The sequence below is a fragment of the Abyssibius alkaniclasticus genome (assembly GCF_020447305.1).
GTDB classification, from domain to species: Bacteria; Pseudomonadota; Alphaproteobacteria; order Rhodobacterales; family Rhodobacteraceae; genus Abyssibius; species Abyssibius alkaniclasticus.
In genome coordinates this window covers 1,885,864-1,910,701 of sequence record NZ_CP095732.1, presented here as the reverse complement: position 1 = coordinate 1,910,701, position 24,838 = coordinate 1,885,864, and the positions used below count along the sequence as shown (strand labels likewise).

At 61.1% G+C, this 24,838-nt stretch carries 23 protein-coding genes, 1 tRNA gene, 1 pseudogene and 1 riboswitch; of the genes and pseudogenes, 12 read left to right on the top strand and 13 right to left on the bottom strand.

The window, feature by feature from the left end:
* Positions 1 to 139 precede the first annotated feature (139 nt).
* Positions 140 to 1,963: a M3 family oligoendopeptidase gene (locus LGT41_RS09570; RefSeq protein WP_274126653.1), complete on the top strand. Its 1,824-nt coding sequence runs from the start codon at positions 140 to 142 to the stop codon at positions 1,961 to 1,963.
* 114 nt (positions 1,964 to 2,077) lie between these two features.
* On the opposite strand, the gene LGT41_RS09565 is transcribed toward LGT41_RS09570, so the two are convergent.
* The 4 genes and pseudogenes from LGT41_RS09565 to metZ form a co-directional block, all read right to left on the bottom strand.
* A complete protein-coding gene (locus LGT41_RS09565) occupies positions 2,078 to 3,661 on the bottom strand; it encodes a 5-guanidino-2-oxopentanoate decarboxylase (protein ID WP_274126652.1) in 1,584 nt (527 codons plus the stop codon).
* A complete protein-coding gene (locus LGT41_RS09560) occupies positions 3,661 to 5,109 on the bottom strand; it encodes a TrkH family potassium uptake protein (RefSeq protein WP_274126651.1) in 1,449 nt (482 codons plus the stop codon). Before LGT41_RS09560 ends, LGT41_RS09565 begins: the two co-directional genes overlap by 1 nt.
* 46 nt (positions 5,110 to 5,155) lie before the next feature.
* Positions 5,156 to 6,094: pseudogene (gene folE2, locus LGT41_RS09555) on the bottom strand (GTP cyclohydrolase FolE2); the annotation flags it as partial.
* Positions 6,095 to 6,447: 353 nt separating this feature from the next.
* Positions 6,448 to 7,638 carry an O-succinylhomoserine sulfhydrylase gene (metZ, locus tag LGT41_RS09550; protein WP_274126649.1) on the bottom strand — a complete coding sequence of 397 codons (1,191 nt, stop codon included), beginning with the start codon at positions 7,636 to 7,638 and terminating at the stop codon, positions 6,448 to 6,450.
* Positions 7,639 to 7,696: 58 nt separating this feature from the next.
* A riboswitch (SAM riboswitch) is annotated at positions 7,697 to 7,776 on the bottom strand.
* Positions 7,777 to 7,878: 102 nt separating this feature from the next.
* Between metZ and pyrC the strand changes: the two genes are divergently transcribed.
* Complete coding sequence (gene pyrC / locus LGT41_RS09545; protein WP_274126648.1) at positions 7,879 to 8,925, top strand: dihydroorotase; 1,047 nt, start codon at positions 7,879 to 7,881, stop codon at positions 8,923 to 8,925.
* Between the two features lie 61 nt (positions 8,926 to 8,986).
* Entirely contained in the window at positions 8,987 to 9,670 is a 684-nt protein-coding gene (locus tag LGT41_RS09540) for an orotate phosphoribosyltransferase (RefSeq protein ID WP_274126647.1), read from the top strand.
* Between the two features lie 9 nt (positions 9,671 to 9,679).
* Here LGT41_RS09540 and LGT41_RS09535 read toward each other — a convergent pair whose 3' ends face one another.
* The 3 genes from LGT41_RS09535 to LGT41_RS09525 all read right to left on the bottom strand — a co-directional run bounded on the left by LGT41_RS09535 (position 9,680) and on the right by LGT41_RS09525 (position 12,611).
* Positions 9,680 to 11,191 carry a tetratricopeptide repeat protein gene (locus LGT41_RS09535; protein ID WP_274126646.1) on the bottom strand — a complete coding sequence of 504 codons (1,512 nt, stop codon included), beginning with the start codon at positions 11,189 to 11,191 and terminating at the stop codon, positions 9,680 to 9,682.
* 120 nt (positions 11,192 to 11,311) lie between these two features.
* Entirely contained in the window at positions 11,312 to 12,043 is a 732-nt protein-coding gene (locus tag LGT41_RS09530) for a GNAT family N-acetyltransferase (RefSeq protein WP_274126645.1), read from the bottom strand.
* Positions 12,044 to 12,131: 88 nt separating this feature from the next.
* Positions 12,132 to 12,611 (bottom strand): outer membrane protein assembly factor BamE, encoded by a 480-nt coding sequence (locus LGT41_RS09525; protein WP_274126644.1) that lies wholly within the window; start codon positions 12,609 to 12,611, stop codon positions 12,132 to 12,134.
* Positions 12,612 to 12,717: 106 nt separating this feature from the next.
* On the opposite strand from LGT41_RS09525, the gene LGT41_RS09520 reads away from it, so the two are divergent.
* The 8 genes from LGT41_RS09520 (at position 12,718) to LGT41_RS09485 (ending at position 18,028) form a co-directional block, all read left to right on the top strand.
* A complete protein-coding gene (locus LGT41_RS09520; RefSeq protein WP_274126643.1) occupies positions 12,718 to 13,269 on the top strand; it encodes a YceD family protein in 552 nt (183 codons plus the stop codon).
* A 143-nt stretch (positions 13,270 to 13,412) separates the two neighbouring features.
* Entirely contained in the window at positions 13,413 to 13,619 is a 207-nt protein-coding gene (gene rpmF, locus LGT41_RS09515; RefSeq protein WP_274126642.1) for a 50S ribosomal protein L32, read from the top strand.
* 24 nt (positions 13,620 to 13,643) lie between these two features.
* Positions 13,644 to 14,750: a phosphate acyltransferase PlsX gene (gene plsX, locus LGT41_RS09510; RefSeq protein WP_274126641.1), complete on the top strand. Its 1,107-nt coding sequence runs from the start codon at positions 13,644 to 13,646 to the stop codon at positions 14,748 to 14,750.
* Positions 14,747 to 15,724 carry a beta-ketoacyl-ACP synthase III gene (locus LGT41_RS09505; protein WP_274126640.1) on the top strand — a complete coding sequence of 326 codons (978 nt, stop codon included), beginning with the start codon at positions 14,747 to 14,749 and terminating at the stop codon, positions 15,722 to 15,724. The genes plsX and LGT41_RS09505 overlap by 4 nt, the downstream gene beginning before the upstream one ends.
* A gap of 196 nt (positions 15,725 to 15,920) precedes the next feature.
* Positions 15,921 to 16,223 carry an integration host factor subunit alpha gene (ihfA, locus tag LGT41_RS09500; protein ID WP_274126639.1) on the top strand — a complete coding sequence of 101 codons (303 nt, stop codon included), beginning with the start codon at positions 15,921 to 15,923 and terminating at the stop codon, positions 16,221 to 16,223.
* A gap of 9 nt (positions 16,224 to 16,232) precedes the next feature.
* Entirely contained in the window at positions 16,233 to 16,736 is a 504-nt protein-coding gene (locus LGT41_RS09495) for a MerR family transcriptional regulator (RefSeq protein WP_274126638.1), read from the top strand.
* Positions 16,737 to 16,797: 61 nt separating this feature from the next.
* Positions 16,798 to 16,874: transfer RNA gene (locus tag LGT41_RS09490), tRNA-Pro, on the top strand.
* Positions 16,875 to 16,921: 47 nt separating this feature from the next.
* Positions 16,922 to 18,028: a 2'-deoxycytidine 5'-triphosphate deaminase gene (locus LGT41_RS09485; RefSeq protein ID WP_274126637.1), complete on the top strand. Its 1,107-nt coding sequence runs from the start codon at positions 16,922 to 16,924 to the stop codon at positions 18,026 to 18,028.
* A gap of 3 nt (positions 18,029 to 18,031) precedes the next feature.
* On the opposite strand, the gene scpB is transcribed toward LGT41_RS09485, so the two are convergent.
* The 6 genes from scpB to LGT41_RS09455 form a co-directional block, all read right to left on the bottom strand.
* Positions 18,032 to 18,655: an SMC-Scp complex subunit ScpB gene (gene scpB / locus LGT41_RS09480; RefSeq protein WP_274126636.1), complete on the bottom strand. Its 624-nt coding sequence runs from the start codon at positions 18,653 to 18,655 to the stop codon at positions 18,032 to 18,034.
* Complete coding sequence (locus LGT41_RS09475; protein ID WP_274126635.1) at positions 18,655 to 19,431, bottom strand: segregation and condensation protein A; 777 nt, start codon at positions 19,429 to 19,431, stop codon at positions 18,655 to 18,657. The genes scpB and LGT41_RS09475 overlap by 1 nt, the downstream gene beginning before the upstream one ends.
* The gene (locus tag LGT41_RS09470) at positions 19,421 to 20,437 is read right to left on the bottom strand and encodes a glycoside hydrolase family 3 N-terminal domain-containing protein (protein ID WP_274126634.1); all 1,017 of its coding nucleotides are present in this window, start codon (positions 20,435 to 20,437) and stop codon (positions 19,421 to 19,423) included. Before LGT41_RS09470 ends, LGT41_RS09475 begins: the two co-directional genes overlap by 11 nt.
* Positions 20,434 to 21,408 carry an SPOR domain-containing protein gene (locus tag LGT41_RS09465; RefSeq protein WP_274126633.1) on the bottom strand — a complete coding sequence of 325 codons (975 nt, stop codon included), beginning with the start codon at positions 21,406 to 21,408 and terminating at the stop codon, positions 20,434 to 20,436. Before LGT41_RS09465 ends, LGT41_RS09470 begins: the two co-directional genes overlap by 4 nt.
* 68 nt (positions 21,409 to 21,476) lie before the next feature.
* Positions 21,477 to 23,210 (bottom strand): arginine--tRNA ligase, encoded by a 1,734-nt coding sequence (gene argS, locus LGT41_RS09460; protein WP_274129703.1) that lies wholly within the window; start codon positions 23,208 to 23,210, stop codon positions 21,477 to 21,479.
* A 61-nt stretch (positions 23,211 to 23,271) separates the two neighbouring features.
* The gene (locus LGT41_RS09455) at positions 23,272 to 24,420 is read right to left on the bottom strand and encodes a deoxyguanosinetriphosphate triphosphohydrolase (RefSeq protein ID WP_274126632.1); all 1,149 of its coding nucleotides are present in this window, start codon (positions 24,418 to 24,420) and stop codon (positions 23,272 to 23,274) included.
* An 87-nt stretch (positions 24,421 to 24,507) separates the two neighbouring features.
* On the opposite strand from LGT41_RS09455, the gene erpA reads away from it, so the two are divergent.
* Positions 24,508 to 24,837, top strand: coding sequence for an iron-sulfur cluster insertion protein ErpA (gene erpA / locus LGT41_RS09450; protein WP_274129702.1), 330 nt, complete (start codon positions 24,508 to 24,510; stop codon positions 24,835 to 24,837).
* Position 24,838: the final 1 nt, after the last annotated feature.

The following is a 24,838-nucleotide window of genomic DNA, read 5'->3' as shown; positions in this document are numbered from 1 at the left end:
GGGTTTCACACCCCCGGACCCGATGCTGTTAGCCGGGGGTTTCACACCCCCGGACCCCCGTGGGATATTTATGAGCAAAAGATGGGTTGGAATTCAGGGTTGGGATGGCCATATTTCCCCAGACACAGAAAGGGACTTTATGCGGAAATTTGATGCGGCGGAGGCAGGTTCTGCCCCGGACAACCTTGGCCCCCTGCCCGAATGGGATTTGAGCGATCTTTACCCCGGTGCTGAAAGCGACGAGATCAAGGCCGATATGGCATTCATTGCGCGCGAAACGGCGGCTTTTGCGGTGGATTATGAAGGCAGGCTCGGCGGGTTGAGCGCCGATGAATTTGCCCGCTGTATTGCGCGCAACGAGGTGCTGAGCGGCAAAATCGGGCGGGTATTTTCCTTTGCGGGCCTGTCTTACTACCAGAACACCACCGATGCGGGGCGTGCCAAGTTCCTGTCGGATGTGCAGGCGCAGATTACCGATGCGACTGCGGCGGTTGTGTTTTTTGACCTTGAGTTGAACCGGCTTGAGGATGCGGTGTTTGACGCCTGGTATGCGGCCAGTGCCGAGGTTGCGCGCTACAAGCCGGTGTTTGACCGGATGCGCGCCATGCGCCCGCATCAGCTGAGCGATGAGCTGGAGAAGTTCCTGCACGATGCCTCGGTCACCGGGGCGGCGGCCTGGAACCGGCTGTTTGACGAGACGATGGCCGGGCTGGAATTTGAGGTTGATGGCGAGACCATGTCGCTTGAGGCGACATTGAACCTGCTGACAGACAATGACCGTGCGCGCCGCGAGTCGGGTGCGCGGGCGCTGGCGAAGGTATTTGGCGAGAAGATCAGCCTGTTTGCGCGCATCACCAACACGCTGGCCAAGGAAAAGGCCGTGCATGACAAATGGCGCAAAATGCCAACCCCGCAGACCGGGCGGCATTTGGCCAATGATGTTGAGCCCGCGGTTGTGGAGGCGCTGCGCAATGCGGTTGTGGCAGCCTATCCGCGGCTGAGCCATCGTTACTATGCGCTGAAGGCCAAATGGCTGGGGCTGGATGCGCTGGAGGTTTGGGACCGCAATGCACCGCTGCCCCAGGAGGATGACCGCCTGATCGGCTGGAACGAGGCGCGCGACACGGTGCTGGAGGCCTATGGTGCGTTTGATCCGCGCCTGGCAGCACTTGGCGGCAAATTCTTTGGCAATGGCTGGATCGACGCCGCTGTGAAGCCGGGAAAATCGCCCGGGGCCTTTGCCCACCCGACAGTGACTGATGTGCATCCGTATCTGCTGCTCAACTATCTTGGCAAGCCGCGCGATGTGATGACGCTGGCGCATGAGCTTGGCCACGGTGTGCATCAGCTGCTGGCGGCACCGCAGGGCGAGATGCTGTCATCAACCCCGCTGACCCTGGCTGAAACCGCCAGTGTGTTCGGCGAGATGCTGACCTTTCAAAAGCTGCTGGCGGGTGCCAGGGACAAGGCCATGCGCAAACGGCTGTTGGCGGGCAAGGTTGAGGATATGATCAACACCGTCGTGCGCCAGATTGCGTTTTACGATTTTGAATGCAAGCTTCATGCGGCCCGCGCCGATGGCGAGCTGACGCCTGATGACATCAACGCGCTGTGGATGTCGGTGCAGGGCGAAAGCCTGGGGCCGGTGTTCAACTTCATGGAGGGTTACGAGACTTTCTGGGCCTATATTCCGCATTTCATCCATTCGCCGTTCTATGTTTACGCCTATGCATTTGGCGACGGGTTGGTGAACGCGCTTTACGCGGTTTATGCCGAGGATATGAAGGCGGGCAAAACCGGGTTTCAGGACAAGTATTTCGAGATGCTCAAGGCGGGTGGCAGCAAGCACCATAGCGCATTGCTGGCGCCGTTCGGGCTGGATGCGAGCGACCCGGCATTCTGGGACAAGGGCCTGTCGATGATCGAGGGGATGATCGACGAATTGGAGGCGATGGAGGACTGAGCGCGGCCTGGCGGCGGCGGCCTGGCGGGGGATTACACCCCCGGACCCGATGCTGTTAGCCGGGGGTTTCACACCCCCGGACCCCCGTGGGATATTTATGAGCAAAAGATGGGGTCAGGGGCGAAAATCCGGGGTGAGGCGGATCAGGGTTGGCGTGGTTGCGCCGAGTGCTGTTTCGATTGCCTTTGAAAGGTCGGCGGGCGTTTCGGGCTGGCTGGCATTGGCGCCATAGGCGCGGGCAAGTGCGATAAAGTCTGGGTTTTTCGCCACAACCGCGTTCGGTGCGATCTGGTTTTGCACCATATAGTCTTCGATTTCCTTGAGGCGGGCATTGTCCCACAGGATGATCGGCAGGTTGAGGCCGAGTTCGACCGCGGTTGCGAGTTCCTGCAAAGTGTATTGAAACCCGTAATCGCCTGCCAGGGCGATGACAGGCGCTGCGCGGCCAAGCGCGACCTTGCCGCCGATGGCGGCGGGGAGTGCATAGCCAAGGCAGCCAAAGCCGGAAGGGTGGAACCAGCGGTTCGGGGCGGTCATCGGCCATGTGACCTTTGCCTGATAGGCGATTTGGGTCATGTCCGAGAATATTGTGGCGGTCTCTGGCAAGGCTTTGCGCAACGCATCGATGACGGGCTGTAAACCGGGATAGGTTTCGGCGGCGACGCGCCCGGCCTTGCGGCGGCGTGCAATGGCGCTGGTCGACCAATCGGTGCTGCCCGTATTTGGCAAGGCGGCGTTGAGCTGGGTTGCGAAGCTGTTGGCATCGGCGCGGATGGGGTGGCTGGCGCGGTGGCGGTCGGCCAGGGCGCGCGCATCGAGATCGACCCGCACCAATGGGGCGCGGTGGCCAAGTGTGGCGCGCCCGAAATCGGTTTCGCCAAGCTCGGTGCCGATGGCGATGACCAGATCGGCAGACCCGATGAGCGCCGCGCTCGGCGCGCCGTAAACCATTGCCCCAAAGCTGTTGGGGTGATCATCGGGGATGATGCCGCGCCCGGCATAGCTGGGCAGCACGGCCAGATTTTGCCGCGTGACCAGTTCACGCAGCGGGGCGGCAGCATTGCGCGCGCCGCCGCCAAGGATAAGCAGCGGTTTGCGCGCGTTTTCAACGAGTTGCGCGACGGTCGCAATATCGGCATCCGAGGCTTTTGGCCTGGCGGGCGGGGCGACGGGCGGCGGGGCTTCGGCGGCCAAAGCACCCAGAACATTGATTGGCACCTGCACCAGGGCGGGGCGCGGGCGGTTGGTGGCGAAACCGGCAAGCGCGCGGTCGACAAGCTCGAAGGTCGATGGCCCGTCAAGGCCCGTGCCGGCCAGTTCCACAACCGATTGCGCCGCACCCAGCTGGCTGATCATATCATGCAGGCGGCCACGGCCCTGGTCGAGATCGGCGGTATCAAGGCAGGACGCAACCGCCAGCACCGGAACCGAATCGGAATAGGCCTGGCCAAGCGGGGTGAGCGCATTGGTCACGCCGGGGCCGGTGATGATATAGATGACGCCGGGCTTGCCGGACGCACGGGCATAGCCATCGGCCATGAAGCCGGCGCCCCCCTCGTGGCGGGCAAGGATATGGGTGATGCCCGCTTCGATTATGCCGCGATACAGTTCAACATTATGCACGCCGGGAATGCCGAAAATGACCTCGACGCCACGCGCGGCCAGCGCGCGGGAAATTTCAACACCCAAGGGCTGCATCAGCGTCTCCAGAAAACAAAGGTGAACAGAACATAGACCGACATCAGTTCGAGCCGGCCGATCAGCATGGCGGCGCTGAGCAGCCATTTTGCGCCATCCGGCAGACCGGCAAAATTGCCCGAAGGGCCAATTTCCGGCCCCAGACCTGGGCCGATATTGGCAAGAGCCGTGGCCGCGCCCGAAATCGCGGTGATGGGCGACAGGCCCATCGCGCCAAGCATGGCGGCCAGCACCCCGAGCGAGAGCATGAACATTGTGAAAAAGGCCATCACGGAGGACAGCGCATCATGGTCGATCGGGCGGCCGTCAAACCTTGGGTGGAAAATGCCGGACGGGTGGTTGATGCGGCGGATTTGCGTGCCAATGGCGGAAAACAATATCTGAAAGCGGAAAATCTTGATGGCGCAACAGGTCGAGCCCGCACAGCCGCCAATCAGACCCATCATGAAGAACAGGACCGAGGGGAAAGCGCCCCAGGCCTGATAGTCGGTGCTGGCATAGCCGGTGCCCGACATGATCGAGGTGACATTGAACACACCTTCACGAAATGCGGGTTCAAGCAGGTCTCCATCGACCACCATGCGATAGCCGCCGGTAAGCACGACCAGCAAAAACACCAGCGCCAGAAAGGCATGGACCTGTGTGTCGCGCAGCAAGGGGCGGGCCGTGCCGGCGATAATCTGCACATAGCGCACAAAGGGCAGGCTGGAGAGGATCATGAAGACCGAGGCAACATATTCCGGCGCACCCTGAAAGGCTGCAAAGCTGATATCGCGGTTGGAAAACCCCCCGGTTGATACGGTGGTGAGCGTGTGGATCAGCGCATCGAAAGCCCCCATGCCCACCGCCAGATACGCAATGAAACAGGCCGCCGTAAGGGCCAGGTAGATCACGCCGATCCGCCCGGCAATTTCGGCGGCACGGGGCAGGATTTTGCCCATCGTATCAAAGGCTTCGCTGCGGAAAACCTGCATACCGCCAACACGCAGCGTGGGCAGGAAGGCCATTGCGACAACGATAATGCCGACCCCGCCGAACCATTGCAGCATGGAGCGCCAGAGCAATGTGCCAACCGGCATGTCATCAAGCCCCGTGAACACGGTCGAGCCTGTTGTCGTCATGCCTGACATCGCCTCGAAAAACGCATCGGTAAAGGTGGCGTTCGGGGCGCCAAACCAAAAGGGCAAGGCGCCGAAAATCGGCAAGACCAGCCAGCTTAGCACCGTCAGCAGAAAGGTTTGTTGCACCGAAAGCCCGCCAGTGCGGGCATTGGCGCAAGCCAGCGAGGTGACAGCGCCGATCAGCACCGTGACCAGCGCAACCGAGGCAAAGGTGCTTTCGCGCCCGTTCCCGTCAAGCCAGTCTGCTGCCATCGGCACGAGCATGGTCAGGCCCAGCGCCGTTACCAAAAGGCCAATGACATATCCGACTGGGCGCATTGCAAACATGGGCGCAAGCCTTGAATGGCGCCAAGCGGTGTGTCAAGCCATCGGGCTAGCCGACATGATAAAGCGTTGCAAAAAGATTGGGGTCAAAGCTGGCCTGCGCAAAGGTTTCACCCCGGGTCAGCACCGAAATCGCATCATGCGAATGCAGGCTTTCCTGATGGCTGGCAACAATGCGAAAATCGCCGATGCGCGGATCATCCTGCAAGGCTTCGCAGAACAGGCGCGCAGCATCTTCCACAAAAATCGGGTTTGCGGCATTGAGTTCGGCAAAGGCCTGCTCATCTTCGCGCTTGACCATGACCTGCGTTTCGGTCGGCACGGCGCTGTTGCACATATCGATCAGGTCTTCAAACCACAGGCATTCACCGGGCAGAATTTCAACCGAAATGCGGGCAACCGAACGTTGCGAATGCGGGGTGGCCAATTGCCCGCGGCTTTGGCGCGCATGTTCCGATAGCTCCAGCGAGCAGGGGCAGGTGGAGGAATAGACATAGTCCACATGCGCAATCTTGCGCTTTACCCCTGCCTGACATAGCATTTCCAGCGCAATCTTGTAATATTGGTAGCCTTCCAACCCCGAGCGGAGCGAATTGCGTTTCATCGGGAAAGAGAGGCGCATTTGAATGCGGGCATCAAAGCTTTCAAGATCGGCCTTGTAGTCATCGAGCGCCGCCGCCATCACCTCGTAGCTGAAGGTTTTTTCGGCATGTTTGTAGAATGAGCGCATGATGCGGCTCATATTGATGCCCTTCTTCTCGGCTTCAAGCGACACGGTGCCGGTGACAGCGGTTTCCAGTGTCAGCGGGCCGTTATCACGCATGTTATAGCGAATGGGCAGGCGGAAATTCGAAATCCCGACATGCTGGATGGACGAGCGCGCGCCCTTGATCAGGCTTGATGGGCCGTTCTGCAAATCGGGCAGGGTTTTGATATAGCCTGCATCGACCGCAAATTTTGAGGGGTATTCGCGCGACAGGTTCGGATAGGCCTTGTCGCGACCCTCGGCGAGAATCATCGCCGCGGTTTCCGGGTTGCGCTCGGCAAAGGCCATCATGTCTGAAGGCGCAGCCCAGCGGCGCAAAAGCTGCAAGGCTTCAGCCGCGGCCGCATCGCTTGGCCGGTCATCGGTGGTGTCACTGGCCAAATCGGCAACAATATCTTGATGAAACGTATTCATAGAGCCCCCACTCTCGCCCAGCAGGCAATAATTAAGGTGCTTTGGCACAGCTTCAAGCCCTGCCGATAGTCTGCTCGGACAGGTATGATAGCCCAGATTTGCCAAAACCCAAATCTCAGAAAGGGGGTTTCGGGGTTAATATTCCGTTAAAATCGCGCGATTTAGCGGAGTTTCAGGGATTCGAGCGCCGATAAAATGTCGGAAAGCAGGTCATCGGCATCTTCCAGCCCGACGGAAAACCGCACCAGACCATCGGTAATGCCCAGACTGGCCCGTGCCTCGGGCGAAAGCCGCTGGTGGGTTGTGGTGGCCGGATGGGTCACAAGCGATTTGGAATCACCAAGATTGTTGGAAATCAGCGCCACGTTGAGCGCGTTGAGAAACGCAAATGCCCCCGCCTTGCCGCCCTGCACATCCAGCGCCAGCACCGTGCCGCCCGCAACCATCTGGCGCATGGCCAGATCATGCTGGGGATGGCTGGCATGGCCGGGGAACAACATGCGCGCCAGCCCCGGATGGCCGGCAAGCTTTTCGGCCAGATAGGTTGCGCTTGCCGCCTGTGCCCGCACCCGAAGGTCGAGCGTTTCCAGGCCTTTGAGCATGACCCAGGCATTGAAGGGCGACAGCGCGCCGCCGGTATGTTTGAGATAGGTTTCAAGCGCACCGCGCACAAAGTCGCGCGCACCAAGCACCACCCCGCCCAGGCAGCGGCCCTGCCCGTCTATGTGCTTTGTGGCCGAATAGACCACGACATCGGCACCCAGTTCGAGGCTGCGTTGCAGCACAGGTGTGGCAAATACGTTATCAACCACCAATGTTGCCCCGGCGGCGCGGGAAATTTTGGAAACACCTGCAATATCAATGATTTCCAGCGTCGGGTTCGACATGGCCTCCAGGAACAGCACCTTGGTGTTCGGGCGGATGGCCCCCTGCCATGCCTCCAGATCCGTGCCATCGACAAAGGTCACTTCCACACCGAATGCAGGCAAAAGCGTTTCGGCAATGTAAAGGCACGAGCCGAACAGCGCACGGGCCGAAACCATATGGTCGCCCGCCTTGAGCAGTGAAAACAGCGCGCCGTTGACCGCCGCCATGCCCGAAGCCGTTGCAAAGGCCGCCTCGGCACCTTCAAGCGCGGCGATACGGTCCTCGAACATTGCCACGGTCGGGTTGCCATAGCGGGCATAGATGAACTCATCCGCGCCGCTTTTGACAAAGCGCGCCTCGGCGGCCTCGGCATTGGGGTAGACAAAGCCCTGCGTCAGGTAGATGGCTTCGCTTGTTTCGGCATATTGGCTGCGGCGCGTGCCCGCGTGAACGGCCTGCGTGCGCGGTTTCCAGGTGTTACTCATATATCTTTCCGGAGGGGTCCCCGGCCTCTGATCTGGGCCAAATATGGCACGATCGGGGCCTGTCGGGGCCTCGACCTCTTTAGCGGTATATTTCACGTGGCCCGCAATCCAGTCCGACAAATCGCCACAGGGCGTGTTTATGTGATGGCATACGCCACGTCAAGATTGGGCGCGCAGTTCGGGTTCAGGCGCGCCAGTCGTCGTGCTAGGTTGCGCCCGAATCAGACATCAGGTTTTGACATGACACACACGCTAACCCTGACCCGCCCGGATGACTGGCATTTACACCTGCGTGATGGCGCGATGATGGACGGCGTGCTGCCGCATTCCGCCGCGCATTTTGGCCGCGCCATCATCATGCCCAACCTTGTGCCGCCCGTGCGCACCGCCGCCGATGCCGCCGCCTACCGCGCGCGCATTCTGGCCGCCCTGCCCAAGGGGGCCGGTTTCACCCCGCTGATGACGCTGTATCTGACCGAAACCACCGAGGCCGAGGATGTGGCCGCCGCCGCGGCTGCGGGGCTTGTCACGGCGGTCAAGCTTTACCCTGCCGGGGCGACGACCAATTCGCAATCGGGCGTTTCGAATTTCGACACGGTCATGCCGGTGCTGGAACGCATGGCCGAAATCGGCCTGCCGCTATGCGTGCATGGCGAGGTGACCGACCCGGCGGTTGATATTTTCGACCGTGAGGCGGTGTTTATCGCGCGCATTCTGGCGCCCTTGCGCGCACGCCTGCCCGAATTGCGCGTGGTGCTGGAGCATGTGACCACGTCCGATGGGGTGGATTATGTAAAATCGGCCCAAGCCGGGCTGGCCGCCACGATCACCACGCATCACCTGATGATCAACCGCAACCATATGCTGGTGGGCGGCATCCGCCCGCATTACTATTGCCTGCCGATCGTGAAGCGCGCCAGCCATATGGAGGCGCTGCGCAAGGCGGCAACCTCGGGCGATGCGCGCTTCTTTCTGGGCACCGATAGCGCGCCGCATGTCGATGCCACCAAGGAATGCGGCTGCGGCTGTGCGGGTGTGTTTTCAGCCCCCAACACACTGGCCTGCCTTGCGCATGTGTTCGAGGAGATGGGCGCGCTTGAAAGGCTGGAAGGTTTTACCAGCCTCAACGGCCCGGCCTTTTACCGGCTGGCACCCAATTCCGCCAAGATCACCCTGCAAAAGCAGGATGAACCCGTGCCCTACCCCGCGCGCATTGAAACCGGCGCCGGGCCGGTGACAGTGTTTGACCCCGGCCATCCGCTTTTTTGGCAGGTGGTGGGCGGCTAAACCGTTGCCCCGCGCGCCGCTTTTGCTATGAAGGCGGCAATTCCCACACAGGAGTGCGCCGATGTTTGCCAATACCTTCCCCGACCGCGCCGAAATGGCCCGCCTGACCGCGCGGATGCTGCTGGAAATCAAGGCGGTGAACTTTCGCCCCGAAAACCCCTATACGCTGGCATCGGGCATGGTTTCACCCAGCTATATTGATTGCCGCGAGCTTATCTCCTTTCCGCGCATCCGCTCGGCCTTGGTCGATTTCATGGTTGCGACCGTCTATCGCGATGCGGGGTTCGAGGCGTTTGACTCCGTTGCGGGTGGCGAGACCGGCGGCATTCCTTACGGCGCATGGATGGCCGACCGTATGGGCCTGCCCATGCAATATGTGCGCAAGAAACCCAAAGGTTACGGCAAGAACAGCCAGGTTGAAGGCGTGCTGCACCCAGGCCAGCGCGTGCTTTTGGCAGAAGATATGACCACCGATGGCGGCTCGAAGGTGAAATTCGTGCAGGCCATCCGCGATGCGGGCGGGCTGTGCAACCACACGGCTCTGGTTTTCTTTTACGACATATTTCCCGGCACGCAGGAACGGCTGGCCGCCGAGGGCATTCGCCTGCACTACCTTGCCACATGGCATGATGTGCTGGCCGAGGCGGGCGATTATTTTGATGCCGCAACCATTGCCGAAGTGCGCAAATTCTTCGCCGACCCGTTTGGCTGGTCGGTTGCGCATGGCGGCAAAGGCGCGGATTAGCCTGTTCGTCTAGTTTGAACTGCTCATCTGCAATTGCATTTCAACGGTGCGCAGCTCGGCCAGTGTCAGGTTTTGCCGCACCTGGCGCGCCATAGCCGGGTCGATGTCCTCGAGCAAATCCAGCGCAGCGGAATAGCGGCGCAACGATTCGTTCAGCAGGTTCACATCGCCAAGCCGGGCGGCCTCACCCTCGAGTGTAAGCGCGAAATTGCTTTGAATCATCGCCCAGTGCAGGCTTGCGCCCTGGGCCGAATAGGTGCCAAGTGCTGCGCGAAAGGCCGCGGCCGCCTGCTCATATCCGTAGCCGGCGACATTGCGGCCAGCCAGACCCGCATTCACAGTGCCCAAATTCGCCTGCAGGCCCGCCCAAACCAGCGGTTGCGCTGTCTGGTCAACCCGTGACAGGGCTGCGTCATAGGCCTGGGCTGCGCGCACCAAAAGCCCGCTATCGGCGGCAATTTCACCGTGCTGGGCCAGAACATTGCCAAATTTCGTATAAAGCGAAGCCGCCTGATTTACCGTGAGTATCGGCGGCGATGCATAGACAACCGCCTGTAAAAGCTGGTCGATCTCATCAAATGGCGGGGTTTGGGCCGGGTTTTGCGCCTGCAAAAGCAGCACCGATACCAACTGACGCTGATAGAGCGACATCATCGGCGTTGTGCCGATTTGCACAGCGTCACGCAGCGCGGTCTCGGCGGCGGCAAGCAGCGTTTCGCTGGGCTCGATCACGGCAAGATCATACAGAACCGAGGCCAAATTCGCCTTGGTGCTGGCGCTGCCGCCCCCATCGGGCGCGATACGCAGACTTTCGGCAAAGGCCATTGCGGCCTCTTCCAGCATTGCGGTGTTGCGGGTTTGCACGGCAAGCCCCTGCAAGGCGATCCCCAGATTGTTGGTGACAAGCGCCAGTTCTTCGGGGTCTTCAACGCCCGGAATGATGGTGTCCTGATAAAGCGCAACCGCCTCGCGCATGGGCTCGACATCGCCGGTGACACGGCCCTGTTCGGCAAGAATATCGGCCAGCGACAAGCGCAATTGCAGCGCATTGTCCGGCCCCTGTTCAAGCGCGCGGCGCAGCAACTGGGCGGCAAGCGTGTAATCCATACGCAGACGGGCCACGCTGGCCGCAATATCAACATCATACGCAGAGGCGATGCGCACCGATTTCTGCGCCGTATCCAGCCGCCCGTTCAGCAGCGCGAACAGCGCGGGTTCCTGTGCCGCCAGCGGGCCAAGCCGATCACGCAGCGCCATTGCCGCTTCGCGTTTTTGCACCAGCATGGCGGCGCGCCCGTCGGGCTGTAACGCCGGGCTGCGAAAGGTCACAACCTGTGCCAGCGCGGTTTCCAGCGCCTCGGACAGCGAAATATTCGACACCGGCGCATCGCGAGAGGATGAGAACAGCACGAATGTCAGCAAAACAAGCCCGACCACCCCAGCGCCCACCGCAGCAACGGCAAGCCCGAATCTCGACGAAGTTTCCTTCGCCACGCGCGGGTCGTTTGTCCAGCGATCCATCGACTTTGGCTCCACCATCGGTCGGGTTAGAGAGCAGGCACTGGCGTAATTGTTAAGCTATTCCCGATTATTAGCGCATTTTGTGCAGGTTTCACAACTGGAATACGCATCAAATGCGCATTATGCCCGCAAACGCGCGCGGCGCGCAGCCGGAATCTGGCCGATTTCCAGCCCGGTAAACACGTGCATGGTGTTCAAATCACGGTCAACGACCGCATGGTCCGACACCCAGCCGCCCATGACAAGATAGGTGCGCAGCAAGGGTGGCATGGCGCGCAAGGCCGCGCCCATATCCGGTTTGATCCGCTTCAGGCGGCGCGCAAAGCGAAAGACGCTTGGCGCCTTCACCCGCGGCAGCCAGCGGCGCGGGGCGATATGGCGCGCGGCCAGCAGGGCAAACGCATCTTTATGCGATTCCGCCTCGGCCCCTTTGAAGGACGAACAGCCAAACAGCATTTCAATACCGTTCTGCTCGACATAATCGGCCATCATCCGCCAGGCGCTGCGCAGAATATCGGGGTCGCGCATGTCGGGGGCAACGCAGAACCGCCCCATTTCCACAAGGGAACCGGGATAGGCGGCAAGCGCCGAAAGCTCGTAATATTGCGCCGAATAGGATTTGGCGACATCCTGACCAGATGCAAAATGCTGGATGCGGAAGGTGCAGACCAGCCGGTCATTGTTACGGCTGTCTTCAACCAGCACATGCGCGCAGCGAAGGTCATAACCATCGGCATCGGTTGCGCTGGCATCGCCGCGGAAACACAGGCTGCGCAAGGCCTGCGCGGCAGCAATATCCGCACCACTTGCCGCAAAGCGGGCATGATAGCGTTGGCGAAAGAACCCAGGCATGTGATGCGCTCCTGCTGGATCGGGGGCGGTGCCGCCCTTTCATGCAAGATGTAACAAGCGCCCGGGTCTGCGCAAGGGGCGAATGGGCTTATCCGCCGCTGCCGCCCACAAATGATTCGGCCGAGAAGTTGCCCAGATTGCCCAGAAGTTGCTCGAAGAAAGACAGGCGGCGGCCATCGGTTATGGTGATATTGTTGTTCAGATCGATCAGCCGGCCATCGGCAAGGCTGAGCCGCTCGACCTGCGTAACGCGGTTTGCGCTGTCAAATCCAATGCCGACAATCTGCCGTTCGGCAATGCGGGGCGGCAACGGGCCACGGCGTTCGACCCGGGTCGAGATGTAATACCAGCTGTTGGTGCCGCCAAACCCTTCGGTTGCAGGCGCGCCAAGCAGGCTGCGCACATCATCGGCCGCCATGCCGGGGCCTACTTGCGCCAGTTCAGGCTCCAGCGGCACAAACCCGTGCGAGTCGACCTGCACACAGCCCGAAAGCCCGAGCAAAAGCACCGTTGCGCCAACCAGTGCCGCCTTGTGTAGTTTACCGCCCGCCTGTTGGTGTGCCATCATCGCCCCATGAAACGCGTTGTTCGTTACAACCCTTGTTCATGTTGACCTACCCCCTACATTGTTTAATTTCAAGCGTCGCGCAGCCAAACAGAAAGCCCAATGCCCAATGCCCGCCGATAACAAGCCCGATTCACGGCCCGAATTCAGCCGCCCGCGTGTGGTTGAGGCCCTAAGCCACAAGCATCCGACAGGGTTTGACGAGGCGCCAACGCCCGACGAGGCCGAAGCCCTGCGCGCCCTGCTTGGCCTGCTGGGGCTGCGCAAATTTCGCTTTACCGGCGAAATATCGCCCCTGCGCCGTGATGAATGGGCGCTGCGCGGCACACTTGGCGCAAGCGTAACCCAGGAATGCGTGGTGACATTGGAGCCGGTGCGCAGCCGCATTGAAACCGAAGTGCTTATTCACTTTGTTCCGCCCGCAAAGATGGATGACACGATGGAAGAGCGCGATTTTGATGAAACACAGGAACCGCTTGGCGAGGTGATCGACCTTGGCCTGATTGCCACCGAGGCCCTGGCCCTGGCGCTGCCGCCCTATCCGCGCAAGGAAGATGCCGTGCTTGATATGCCTGATTCTTCTGATGATGGGGCGGATGAGAAGCCCAACCCGTTTGCGGCTTTGGCGACATTGAAGGATAAACTGGGCAAGCCGCAGTAAATTCGGCTTGCGCATGGCACTAAATTCGCTATTTTCCGGGTTTCGTTTGGTTCGGGTTTGCATCTGTCCGCGCGCTCTGCTAGGTCGCCGCCAACAATTCCGGATACCGGGGCTTTCCCCGATTATTGATATGAGGTCGAGACATGGCTGTTCCTAAGAGTAAAATCACCCGTTCGCGTCGTGGGATGCGGCGTTCGCATGATGCATTGGTTGCGGCAAACCCCAATGAATGCCCCAATTGTGGCGAATTGCGCCGCCCCCACCATGTATGTGGTGCCTGCGGCCACTATGATTCGCGTGAAGTCGTTGCGATGGTTGACGATGTCGACCTGGACGAAGACGCCGCGTAAACAATTCAGCGGGGTTGGTCCGATATGACCGACGATAACACAAGTTTGACCACCCCCGCGACCACCGCCCCTGTTGTCATTTCGATTGATGCAATGGGGGGCGATCTTGGCCCGCGCGCCGTTATCGGCGGCATGGCCAAATCTGCCAAGGTAAACCCGCGCATCCGTTTTGTGGTGCATGGCGACAGGCCCGAGCTTGAAAAGCTGCTCAAACGCCGCCCCGAACTAGCTGAACGCTGCGAGATCATTCATACCGAAAAAACCATCTCGATGGATGCGAAACCGTCATTGGCATTGCGCAATGGCAAGGGCACCTCGATGATGGCGACGCTGCAATCGGTGGCCGAGGGCAAGGCCTCGGTGGCGGTCTCTTGCGGAAATACCGGCGCGCTGATGGCGCTGTCGATGTTGACCTTGCGCAAGGCCCCCGGCGTGAACCGCCCGGCCATTGGCGTGCTTTGGCCCAGCCTCAAGCCGCCCTACCAGTCGGTCATGCTCGATGTTGGCGCCGATATCCGCGCCGATGCCGATGATCTGCTGCAATATGCCATTATGGGTGCCTCATACGCGCGCAACGCGCTTGGGCTTGCGCGCCCGAAGGTTGGCTTGCTGAATGTCGGCACCGAACAGCACAAGGGCCGCGCCGAGCTGCACGAGGCTGCCGAATTGCTGACCGCCGCCGCCCCGACATCGGATTTCGAGTTTGTCGGCTATGTCGAGGGCAATGACCTGCCCACCGGCCGCGCCAATGTGATTGTGACCGACGGGTTCACCGGCAATATCGCGCTCAAGGCTGGCGAAGGCACCGCGGCAATGGTGCGCACATTGCTGAAAGAAGCCTTCAGCCATTCCATTCTGTCGCGGCTTGGGGCGCTGTTCGCGCTGACCTCGCTGCGCCGCCTGCAGGCAAGGATCGACCCGCGCCGCGTGAATGGCGGTGTGTTTCTGGGGCTGAACGGCACGGTCATCAAAAGCCACGGCCGGGCCGATGCGACAGGGTTTTCAGCCGCCATCAAGCTGGCCTTCACGCTGACCGAGAATGGTTTTACCGAAAGATTGGCAGCGCGGGTTGCATCTGGCGCACGACAAGGCAAAGATACGGCGCAAAACGCCGAAGAGGCCAATTCATGACATTAAATCGCGCTGTGGCCGTTGGCTGCGGGCATTACCTACCCGAGCGTGTGGTTGAAAATGCCGAGTTTGAAAAATCGCTCGAAACCTCGGATGAGTGGATTCGCACCCGCACGGGCATTGAACGGCGCCATTTTGCTGCAGACGGCGAAAAAACCTCGGACCTTGCCACCAAGGCCGCGCTGGCCGCACTGGAAGATGCCGGGCTGACGGGCCATGATATTGACGCGATCGTGCTGGCCACGGCCACGCCCGACCAAACCTTCCCCTCGACCGCCACGCGTGTGCAGCACGCCATCGGCATGGAAAAGGGCTTTGCCTTTGATGTGGCTGCGGTCTGTGCCGGGTTCATCTATGCGCTTGGCATGGCCAATTCGCTGATTGCATCGGGCCAGGCGCACCGCGTGCTGGTCATTGGCGCTGAAACCTTCAGCCGCATCATGGACTGGAGCGACCGTTCCACTTGCGTGCTGTTTGGCGACGGGGCCGGTGCGCTGGTGCTGGAATCGCGCCCCGGCAATGGCGACAAGAACGACCGTGGCATCCTGTCGACCGACCTGAATTCAGATGGCCGCTATAACGATCTGCTTTATGTCGATGGCGGCGTCTCTTCAACACAATCGGCCGGTGTGCTGCGGATGCAGGGCCAGGAAGTGTTCAAACACGCGGTGGTCAAGCTGGCGGAATCGGGCGAAACGGCAATGGCCAAGGCCGGCATAACCGCCGATGAAATCGACTGGATCGTGCCGCATCAGGCCAATCTGCGCATCATCACCCGCACGGCCCATAAAATGGGTGTGCCGATGACCCGCGTTGTGGTGACCGTGCAGGACCACGGCAACACCTCGGCCGCCTCGATCCCGCTGGCGCTTTCGGTGGCGCGGGCGCGCGGGCAGATCAAGGATGGCGACATGTTGTTGATGGAGGCCATCGGCGGCGGGCTGGCCTGGGGTGCTGCGACAATGCGCTGGTAGGCGCCACCGCAACCCGCTTGCAAATTGCAAATTTCAACCATGTGGCGTATGGGCAGGTCTTGTGCGCGCAAGAAATTTTCCCTTTTGGGCAGAATATTTCTTAATCTGGCATTCAAACTGCGGCGCGCAAGTGTCTGATATTGACTCCTTTTCAGGAATGCACCTAACTTAGCCTTATTATTTTTGGAGATGTCATATGAGTAGTTCAACCCTGACGCGAATGGATTTGGGTGAAGCAGTGTTTCGTGAAGTCGGCCTTTCGCGCAACGATTCCGCAAGTTTGGTTGAATCGGTGTTGGACCATATGTCAGACGCGCTCGCATCAGGCGAGACGGTGAAAATTTCTTCTTTCGGCACATTTTCGGTGCGCTCGAAAAACGCGCGCGTTGGCCGCAACCCGAAAACCGGCGAGGAAGTGCCCATTGCACCGCGCCGTGTGCTGACATTTCGCCCCTCTCACCTGATGAAAGAGCGGGTTGATTCCGGCAAGAAGTCTTAAGGCCGGGCAATGGAAAAATCGCCCGATGCTTTCCGCACAATCAGCGAGGTCGCGGAGGATTTAGGCGTTCCAGCGCATGTTTTGCGCTTTTGGGAAACCAAGTTTCACCAGATCAGTCCGGTCAAGCGCGGCGGCGGGCGGCGCTATTATCGCCCCGATGATGTGCGCCTGCTGCGCGGCTTGCAGCGCCTGCTGCATGGCGACGGGCTGACCATTCGGGGCGCGCAAAAACTGTTGCGCGAACGCGGCATTCGCCATGTCGTCGAGCTTGGCGCAGCCGAGGCCGAAGCCGCGGCGAAACCTGCGCCTGCCGCCGCCGCTTCTGCCCCTGCGCCTGTTTCGGCCCCCGAACCGGCCCCCGATCCGGCTCCGGCCAAAACCCCAAAGGCCCCGCCGGTGCCGGCCGAAAAGGCCACCGCGCCCGCTCTCTCATTGCGCGAAATCCATCGGCAATTGTCAAACCTGCGCGACCGCGTGGCCGCTGCCGCCGATCGGGATATTGATTCGCTTTAAGCGCCGGTTTGCGCGCTTTTGCCCCTTGCCCCGCCCAAGAAGATGACTATAACAGCCGCGTCGGGCTATAGCGCAGTCTGGTAGCGCGTCCGTCTGGGGGACGGAAGGTCGTAGGTTCGAATCCTGCTAGCCCGACCAGCTAAAAAACGCTGACCATTGGTCGGCGTTTTTTGCTATCAGGGGGTATGATGAACACAATTACCGAGATGTGCCCGAACAAGGGTGTGCTGCCCAGCCAGGTGCTGCGCAAGATGATCGCGGGTGGCATGATTTCCGCCAGTGCCCCCATCCCCGACGCCCAGATCCAGCCCGCCTCGATAGACCTGCGGCTTGGGGCGCGGGCCTGGCGGGTGCGCGCCTCGTTCCTGCCGGGTGCGGGCAACAGCGTGGCCGACAGGCTGGCCGATTTTTCGATGCACGCGCTGGACCTGAGCCAAGGCGCGGTGCTGGAAAAGGGCTGTGTCTATGTTGTGGAATTGCAAGAGCGCCTGGCGCTGCCAACCGATGTGACCGCCGTGGCCAATGCCAAATCAAGCACCGGGCGGCTTGACCTGTTCACCCGCCTGATTGCCGATAATGGCACCGAATTTGACCGTGTCGATGCTGGCTATACCGGCCCGCTTTACGCCGAAATCTCGCCGCGCTCGTTTTCGGTGCTTGCCCGCCCCGGTGTGCGGTTGAACCAGATCCGCTTTCGCCACGGGCAGGTGCTGCTGAATGACGATGCGCTGCGCGACCTGAATGCGCGCGACCTGCTGGTCGATGGCGAAGCGCATATCGACCAGGGGCTTGGCTTTTCGGTCGATCTTGCGCCCGCCAAAACCCGCCATGTCGGCTGGCGCGCGCGCCCCCATACCGGGCTGATCGACCTTGAAAAACTCAACCATTACCCCGTGGCCGCGTTTTGGGACGAGGTGCATAGCGAACAGGGCCGCATCATCCTCGACCCCGGCGCGTTCTACATTCTCGTCAGCCGCGAGGCGGTGCATATCCCGCCGCGATATGCCGCCGAAATGGCCCCCTATGTGGCGATGGTGGGCGAGTTCCGGGTGCATTATGCGGGGTTTTTCGACCCCGGATTCGGCCATGCCGCCGCCGGTGGCAAAGGCGCGCGCGGCGTGCTGGAAGTGCGCTGCCACGAGGCACCCTTCGCGCTGGAGCACGGGCAGATTGTCGGGCGGCTGGTTTATGAGAATATGGCCGAAACGCCCGATATCCTTTATGGTGCCGATCTGAAATCCAACTATCAGGGCCAGGGGCTGAAGCTGGCCAAGCATTTCAAAAGCACCTAGGGGCTAGTCGAAAAAATCATCGGTATCGGCATCGGCCTCGCCCTCATCCTCGCCCTTGCCGGGGGGTGGGCGGTTGTCGAGCATTCCGCTTTCGCGCAGCTCTTTCACGCCCGGCAAATCGCGCGGGGTCTCCAGGCCGAAATGGTCAAGGAAAGTTTGGGTGACGGTGAAGGTGACAGGGCGGCCCGGCGTCATCTTGCGGCGGCCGATCTTCACCCAATCAAGCTCGATCAGCAGATCAATCGTGCCGCGTGATACCGAAACCCCGCGAATTTCTTCAATTTCCGCACGGGTGACGGGCTGATGATAGGCGATGATCGCCAGGGTCTCGATGGCGGCGCGCGACAATTTGCGATGTTCGATCTGTTCCTTGGTCATCAGAAAACCAAGGTCGGGGGCGGTGCGAAACGCATAGGCATCGTTCACGCGCACAAGCTGCACACCCCGCCCGACATAGCGTTTTTTCAGATGCGCAATCGCCTCGGCGGCATCACAGCCATGCGGCAGGCGGGTGTTGAGCGTCGCAAGGCTTAGCGGCGCGGCGCTGGCAAAGAGAATCGCCTCGACCATGCGCTCTTGTTCCGGCAGCGGCGGGGCCTCGAATAGGCTTTGCACATCTTCGCCCATCAGACTTCCCTGCGGCGCAAATGGATGGGTTCAAACATGCCCGCCTGACGCAGTTCGACCTTGCCGTCCTTGGCAAGCTCAAGTGCCGCGGCAAAGGTGGCGGCGGTGGCACTGCGGCGTTTCTTGGGGTCCAGCCGCCAGGCTTCGGGCAGGAACTGGCGCAGATCGCCCCAATCCAGCGCATGGCCGATCAGCCCGCGCATCCGCTCCAACGCCTGTTCCATCGTGTAAACCGCGCTGCGTTTCAGGTGCAGCGGCTCAAAATCATCGCGGGTTTTAACGCGCGCATAGGCCTGCATCAGGTCCAGCACGGTGGCGGTATATTTAACGACCTTCTTGCGCTCGACCATTTGCGTATCGCCACGCGCAAAGAAATCGCGGCCCAACTGGTCGCGCGCCATAAGCCGGGCAGCGGCGCGGCGCATCGCCTCCAGCCGTTCGAGCTGGAAGGCCAGATGCGCGGCCAGTTCCTCGCCGCTTGGCCCCTCCTCGCCCGGCTCGGGCGGCAACAGCAGGCGCGATTTCAGGAACGCAAGCCAGGCCGCCATGACCAGATAATCGGCGGCAAGTTCAATTCGCAACCGCTTGGCTTCCTCGACAAAGGCCAGATATTGCTCGGCCAGTTTCAGGATAGACACCTGCCGCAGATCGACCTTTTGCGTGCGCGAAAGCGTCAGCAGGAGATCGAGCGGGCCTTCAAACCCGTTGACATCGACAACAAGCGCCTCGGCGGCGATACGTTCATCAAGGCTGTCGGGGGCGAAATCATCGGGCATGGGGCACCTCATGTTCAAAGCGATGCGCCTCGGCAAGCATGGCTGGCAGGTCGCAAGGTTCGGGTGTGCGCCGCATCGCCAATGCGCGCGCGGCGCGCTGTGCTGCGGCGCCTTCTAGCGCGGGGGCTATGGCGGCAATGATGGCCATTTCGTCAAGCCGGCCATTGCAGTGCAGCACGATATCGCAACCCGCGGCAAGCGCGCGGGCCGCCCGGCTGCCGATGTCGCCTTGAAGCGCCTCCATCGACAGATCGTCCGAGATGAGCAGCCCGCCAAAGCCGAGCGTCTGGCGCAGATAGCGCAGGATGACGGGCGAGAATGTGGCGCAGTTTTCGGCATCGAGTGCTGGAAACAGAATATGCCCGGTCATGGCCAGCGGCATATCCGCCAGCGCGGCGAAAGGCGCGAAATCTTCTGCCTGCAGAACGGCAAGCGGGGCATCGCTGCGCGCAAGGTCTTTGTGGCTGTCTTGCGTGGCGCGGCCGTGGCCCGGCGCGTGTTTGACAATCGGCAACACACCGCCCGCCAGCAGCGCATCAGCCGCCGCGCGCCCGTTTCGCACCACCTGCACGGCGCTCTCCCCCAGGCAACGGTTGCGCAAAAACGGATGGGTCTGCGCAGTGGCGATATCCAGCACGGGTGCGCAATTCGCATCGATCCCGACGCGGCGCAGCTCGCTTGCAATCACCCGGTAGCGCGAAGTGATGGCGCGCGCCTGCGCAGCCGGGTCGGGCAAACCGGCCACAAGGTCGAGCGGGGCCAGCCATTCCTGCCAATGCGGGCTGCGCATCCGCGCCACGCGCCCGCCTTCCTGATCGATCAGCACCGGGGCATCGCGGCCCACGGATTTGCGCAAATCGCCGGTCAGGCGGCGCAACTGGTCGGGGTTATCGACATTGCGGGCAAACAGGATGAACCCCCAGGGTTCTGCCTGCGCAAAAAACCGCGCCTCATCTGCGCTTAGCCGGGTGCCAGCGGGGGCAAAAATGGCGGCGCGTGCGCTCATTCGCGGGCCGTCACGGTAATGCATTGCACATCGCGCGCCAACAAAGCGGCACACATGGCGCGGGCCTGTTCCAGGTCGTCAAAGCCTAGCGCGCGCAGCCGGTAAAACACCCGCCCGCCGGCCTGACGCCGCTCGATATACCGCTCCATCGTCGCAAAAAGCTGCGGATGTGCTGCGGCAAGCCCGTCCCATTGCGCAGCGGCGCCAGCCTCGCTGTCAAACGCGCCAAGCTGGATCATCCGCGTGCCGATGGGCACTTCGCGCAGATCGCCGGGGGCAGATGCAGGCGCGGTGGGTTCAACCGATGTGGGGGGCGGCGTGGCCGCGGCCCCGTTGGCCTGGGCCAATGCCTCGGCAATGGCGGCGGATAAAACGCTATCTTCCGCGCTTGTGCTGGCACGGGGCGCACGGCGCAGCGGGCGCGGAATGTCAAGCGTGACACTGACGCCCTCGTCGATCTCCTCGGTGCTTTCGGGCGGTTCAGGCGCGGCTTCGGCGGCTGTGCCCGGCGCTGCGGGAAGCGGCGGGGCAAAGCTGCCGGGCGGCTCGGGCACAACCTCGCCGCTTTCGGCCTCGGGCGAGATACTGTCTTGCAATTCCAGATCTGGCAGAACCGGCTGATCATCGGCGGCAAGGCCGCTGGCCTCGGGTGCAAGGGCCGCCATTTGCGTTGGGTCAGCCGATTCGGTGCCGCCCAGAACTTCGTTCACGGCCAGACCCTGATTGGGCACCTGTGTGCCACCGGCTTCGGCGGGGCGTTCGCGCGGCAACCCGGCCAGCGCACGTATGACCGGCACTTCGCTCGCATCGCGCTGGCCAAGTGAATAGGCCCAATAGACCACGCCCGCCACCAGAACGATGGACAAAACGGCGCCAAACCAAAGCACAGCCCTGGCTGCAAACCCTGTGGGTTCACCATCATCCGCGGGCGCATTGCGCCGCGAACGCGATTCGGAATCAACGTCCTGCATATCTATTCGCCTTCTTGCGACACTTTATATTGTGTGCCGCCCTGCTCCAACCCCAAAATGTCGGATGCTTAGCGCATCTCTTCCACGGGGGTCACACCGAGAATACCAAGGCCCGCCTGCAATGCAAACTGCGTTGCGCGCACAAGGGCAAGGCGCGCAAGGGTCAGGGGCGCATCGCCTTCAACGTTGAAACGCTGGGTGGCGTCGAGCTTGCCCTGATGTTGCAGGCTGTGAAAGGCCGAAGCCAGTTCATAAAGATAGAACGCAACGCGGTGCGCCTCATGCGCCTGGGCGGCCTGTTCCAGCACACGCGGCCATTCGGCCAGTTTCTTGATCAGCGCCATTTCACCCGGCTGGGTGAGCAGGGCCATATCGGCCCCGCCAAGCGCACCATCGGCGGGGTTGCCACCGCGCGCCAGCACCGAGTGAATGCGGGCATGGGCGTATTGCACGTAGAATACGGGGTTGTCCTTGGATTGTTCCAGCGCCTTGGAGAAATCAAACTCAAGCGGTGCATCGTTCTTGCGGGTCAGCATCACAAAACGGGTGACATCAGGGCCAACCAGATCGACCACATCGCGCAGCAACACAAAGTTACCGGCGCGTTTGGACATTTTGAACGGCGCACCGTCCTTCATCAGCTTCACAAGCTGGCAGAGCTTGATGTCGAGCGGCACCTTGCCGCCCGAAAGTGCCGACACCGCCGCCTTCATGCGCTTCACATAGCCGCCATGATCGGCGCCGAACACATCGATCAGCTCGTCAAAGCCGCGCTGGATTTTATCGTAGTGATAGGCAATATCGGGGGCGAAATAGGTCCAGGCGCCATCGGATTTTTTCACCGGGCGGTCGACATCATCGCCATGTTCGGTCGATTTGAACAGCGTTTGGATGCGCGGCTCCCAATCCTCGGGCATTTTGCCCTTGGGGGGTTCAAGCGTGCCCTCATAGATCAGGCCCTTGGCATCAAGCGTGGCAATCGCCTGCTCGATCCGCCCGGTGCCGTAAAGCGATTTCTCGCTGAAAAACACATCCATTTCCACGTTCAGCGATTTCAGGTCGCTGCGGATCAGGTTCATCATCGCGTCGGTCGCAAAGTCGCGCAAATCTTCAAGCCAAACGGATTCCGGCTGGTTGAGCAGGCTTTCGCCGTATTTTTCCTTCAGCGCCTCGCCCACCGGCACCAGATAGTCGCCGGGGTAAAGCCCTTCGGCAATTTCCGGCGACAGGCCACAGGCTTCGCGGTAGCGTTCATAGGCCGAGCGGGCCAGCACATCGACCTGCGCGCCACCATCGTTGATGTAATATTCACGGGTTACATTGTAACCGGCAAAATCCAGCAAACGCGCCAATGCATCGCCGGTAACAGCGCCGCGCGTATGGCCTACATGCAGCGGGCCGGTCGGGTTGGCCGAGACATATTCAACGTTCACCTTGCGCCCTGCCCCAACCCCGGAACGGCCAAAACCGTTGCCCGTGGCCAGTGCTGCGGGCACGACGGCGCGCCAGAAATCGGCGCTCAGCCGCATGTTCAAAAAGCCGGGGCCAGCCACTTCGGCGGTCTCGACAACGGCATCAGCTACAAGCTGTTCGGCCAAAGCTTCGGCAATGGCGCGCGGGTTCATGCCCGAAGGTTTGGCCAGCACCATTGCGGCATTGGTGGCCATATCGCCGTGGCCCGCATCGCGCGGGGGTTCAACAGACACATTGCCAAAATCAAGCCCGGCAGGCAGCGTGCCCTCGGCAACCAAATTCTCCAAACTGGTCAGCACCAGCAATTTCATGTCTGCGAACAGATTCATCATCATAGCTTTCTAGAGGTTCGAGGCGACATAACACGGCAAAAAGCCATGAACCAGCCCCTTAGGCGCGGGTCATCGGGTCGGTCAGTTTTTCATATTCCTGCAGGGCGAAACGGTCGGTCATGCCGGCAATGTAATCGGCCACGACCCAGGCGCGCTGGGTGGCATCGCCCTTTTGGGCCCAATCCTGCCAGCCATCGGGCAACATGCCGGGGTCTTCCATGAATATCCCGAACATCTCCTGCACGATCATGCCCGCCTTGCGCCGCATCCGCCGCACCTTCCAGTGGCGATACATATGTTTGAAGAAAAACGCGCGGATGAGTTTCAGATCAGCCGCCAACCCATCGGAAAACCCGATCAACTGGCGGCCCGCCATGCGCACATCATCCACCGATTGCGGGTTTGCTTCGGCCAGCAGGCGGCGGCTTTCCGCCAGCACATCTTCCACCATCACGCCAAACACGCGGCGCAACGCCTCGTGGCGGCGGCGGATATGGTCAAGGTCGGGATAGAGCGCCTCGACCCTGTCATAACAGGCGCCGATGATCGGCAATTCGCGGATTTGGGTTTCAGAAAACAGGCCGGCGCGCAGCCCGTCATCGAGGTCGTGGTTGTTATAGGCAATGTCATCGGAAATGGCGGCGACCTGCGCTTCGGCGCTGGCATAGGTGCCAAGCTCCAGATCATGTTTCGCGCTGTATTCGGCCAGCATGGCGGGCACGTCGCCCAGCACGGGGCCGTTATGCTTGGCGATGCCTTCCAGCGCTTCCCATGTCAGGTTCAGGCCGTTGAAATCGGCATAATGTCGCTCCAGCATGGTTACGATTTTGATGGCCTGTGCGTTATGGTCGAACCCGCCATAGGGGGCCATGCATTCGGCCAAGGCATCCTCGCCGGTATGGCCAAAGGGCGTGTGGCCAAGGTCATGCGCCAGCGCCACGGCTTCGGTCAGATCCTCGTTCAGCCCCAAGGTGCGGGCGATTGTGCGCGCCACCTGCGCCACCTCGATCGAATGGGTCAGCCGGGTGCGGAAGTAATCGCCCTCATGCTCTACAAACACCTGGGTTTTATGCTTGAGCCGCCGAAAGGCCGAGGAGTGGATGATCCGGTCACGGTCGCGCTGAAAAGCGCTGCGATGCGCGCTTTCATCCTCCACAAACAACCGCCCGCGGCTGTTTTCAGCCCGCGTTGCAAATTTCGCCAACATCTCGCCACGCTCCGCACTTGTCGCGGGTCTGCTGCCCGCCTACATTAGGACTGTTATAGCAACACTCACCAAAGGTGCCAGATGTCACTGATACTGCCGCCCAAAGTCTCGGACCGTGCATTTGCGCGGCTTGGCGCGATTGTCGCCAAGGATGCCAGCCTGCCCTGCTTGCGCGTGGCGGTGGATGGTGGCGGCTGTTCGGGCTTTCAATATGACATCCACCTTGAAGAAGCCCCGGCCGATGATGATACGGTCATCGCAAAAGACGGGCTTTCGGTGCTGATCGACCCGGTATCGATGCCGTTTCTGGCGGGTGCGGAGATTGATTTTTCGGCCGAGCTGATTGGCGCACGCTTCGTGGTGAACAACCCGAATGCCACATCGTCTTGCGGCTGCGGCACATCGTTTTCCATGTAGC

Excerpts from the sequence above, each read along its gene's own strand:
- LGT41_RS09570 (WP_274126653.1), top strand. The coding sequence starts at position 140 with ATGCGGAAATTTGATGCGGCGGAGGCAGGTTCTGCCCCGGACAACCTT.
- LGT41_RS09565 (WP_274126652.1), bottom strand. The coding sequence starts at position 3,661 with ATGCAGCCCTTGGGTGTTGAAATTTCCCGCGCGCTGGCCGCGCGTGGC.
- LGT41_RS09560 (WP_274126651.1), bottom strand. The coding sequence starts at position 5,109 with ATGTTTGCAATGCGCCCAGTCGGATATGTCATTGGCCTTTTGGTAACG.
- metZ (WP_274126649.1), bottom strand. The coding sequence starts at position 7,638 with ATGAGTAACACCTGGAAACCGCGCACGCAGGCCGTTCACGCGGGCACG.
- pyrC (WP_274126648.1), top strand. The coding sequence starts at position 7,879 with ATGACACACACGCTAACCCTGACCCGCCCGGATGACTGGCATTTACAC.
- LGT41_RS09540 (WP_274126647.1), top strand. The coding sequence starts at position 8,987 with ATGTTTGCCAATACCTTCCCCGACCGCGCCGAAATGGCCCGCCTGACC.
- LGT41_RS09535 (WP_274126646.1), bottom strand. The coding sequence starts at position 11,191 with ATGGATCGCTGGACAAACGACCCGCGCGTGGCGAAGGAAACTTCGTCG.
- LGT41_RS09530 (WP_274126645.1), bottom strand. The coding sequence starts at position 12,043 with ATGCCTGGGTTCTTTCGCCAACGCTATCATGCCCGCTTTGCGGCAAGT.
- LGT41_RS09525 (WP_274126644.1), bottom strand. The coding sequence starts at position 12,611 with ATGATGGCACACCAACAGGCGGGCGGTAAACTACACAAGGCGGCACTG.
- LGT41_RS09520 (WP_274126643.1), top strand. The coding sequence starts at position 12,718 with ATGCCCGCCGATAACAAGCCCGATTCACGGCCCGAATTCAGCCGCCCG.
- rpmF (WP_274126642.1), top strand. The coding sequence starts at position 13,413 with ATGGCTGTTCCTAAGAGTAAAATCACCCGTTCGCGTCGTGGGATGCGG.
- plsX (WP_274126641.1), top strand. The coding sequence starts at position 13,644 with ATGACCGACGATAACACAAGTTTGACCACCCCCGCGACCACCGCCCCT.
- LGT41_RS09505 (WP_274126640.1), top strand. The coding sequence starts at position 14,747 with ATGACATTAAATCGCGCTGTGGCCGTTGGCTGCGGGCATTACCTACCC.
- ihfA (WP_274126639.1), top strand. The coding sequence starts at position 15,921 with ATGAGTAGTTCAACCCTGACGCGAATGGATTTGGGTGAAGCAGTGTTT.
- LGT41_RS09495 (WP_274126638.1), top strand. The coding sequence starts at position 16,233 with ATGGAAAAATCGCCCGATGCTTTCCGCACAATCAGCGAGGTCGCGGAG.
- LGT41_RS09485 (WP_274126637.1), top strand. The coding sequence starts at position 16,922 with ATGATGAACACAATTACCGAGATGTGCCCGAACAAGGGTGTGCTGCCC.
- scpB (WP_274126636.1), bottom strand. The coding sequence starts at position 18,655 with ATGGGCGAAGATGTGCAAAGCCTATTCGAGGCCCCGCCGCTGCCGGAA.
- LGT41_RS09475 (WP_274126635.1), bottom strand. The coding sequence starts at position 19,431 with ATGCCCGATGATTTCGCCCCCGACAGCCTTGATGAACGTATCGCCGCC.
- LGT41_RS09470 (WP_274126634.1), bottom strand. The coding sequence starts at position 20,437 with ATGAGCGCACGCGCCGCCATTTTTGCCCCCGCTGGCACCCGGCTAAGC.
- LGT41_RS09465 (WP_274126633.1), bottom strand. The coding sequence starts at position 21,408 with ATGCAGGACGTTGATTCCGAATCGCGTTCGCGGCGCAATGCGCCCGCG.
- argS (WP_274129703.1), bottom strand. The coding sequence starts at position 23,210 with ATGAATCTGTTCGCAGACATGAAATTGCTGGTGCTGACCAGTTTGGAG.
- LGT41_RS09455 (WP_274126632.1), bottom strand. The coding sequence starts at position 24,420 with ATGTTGGCGAAATTTGCAACGCGGGCTGAAAACAGCCGCGGGCGGTTG.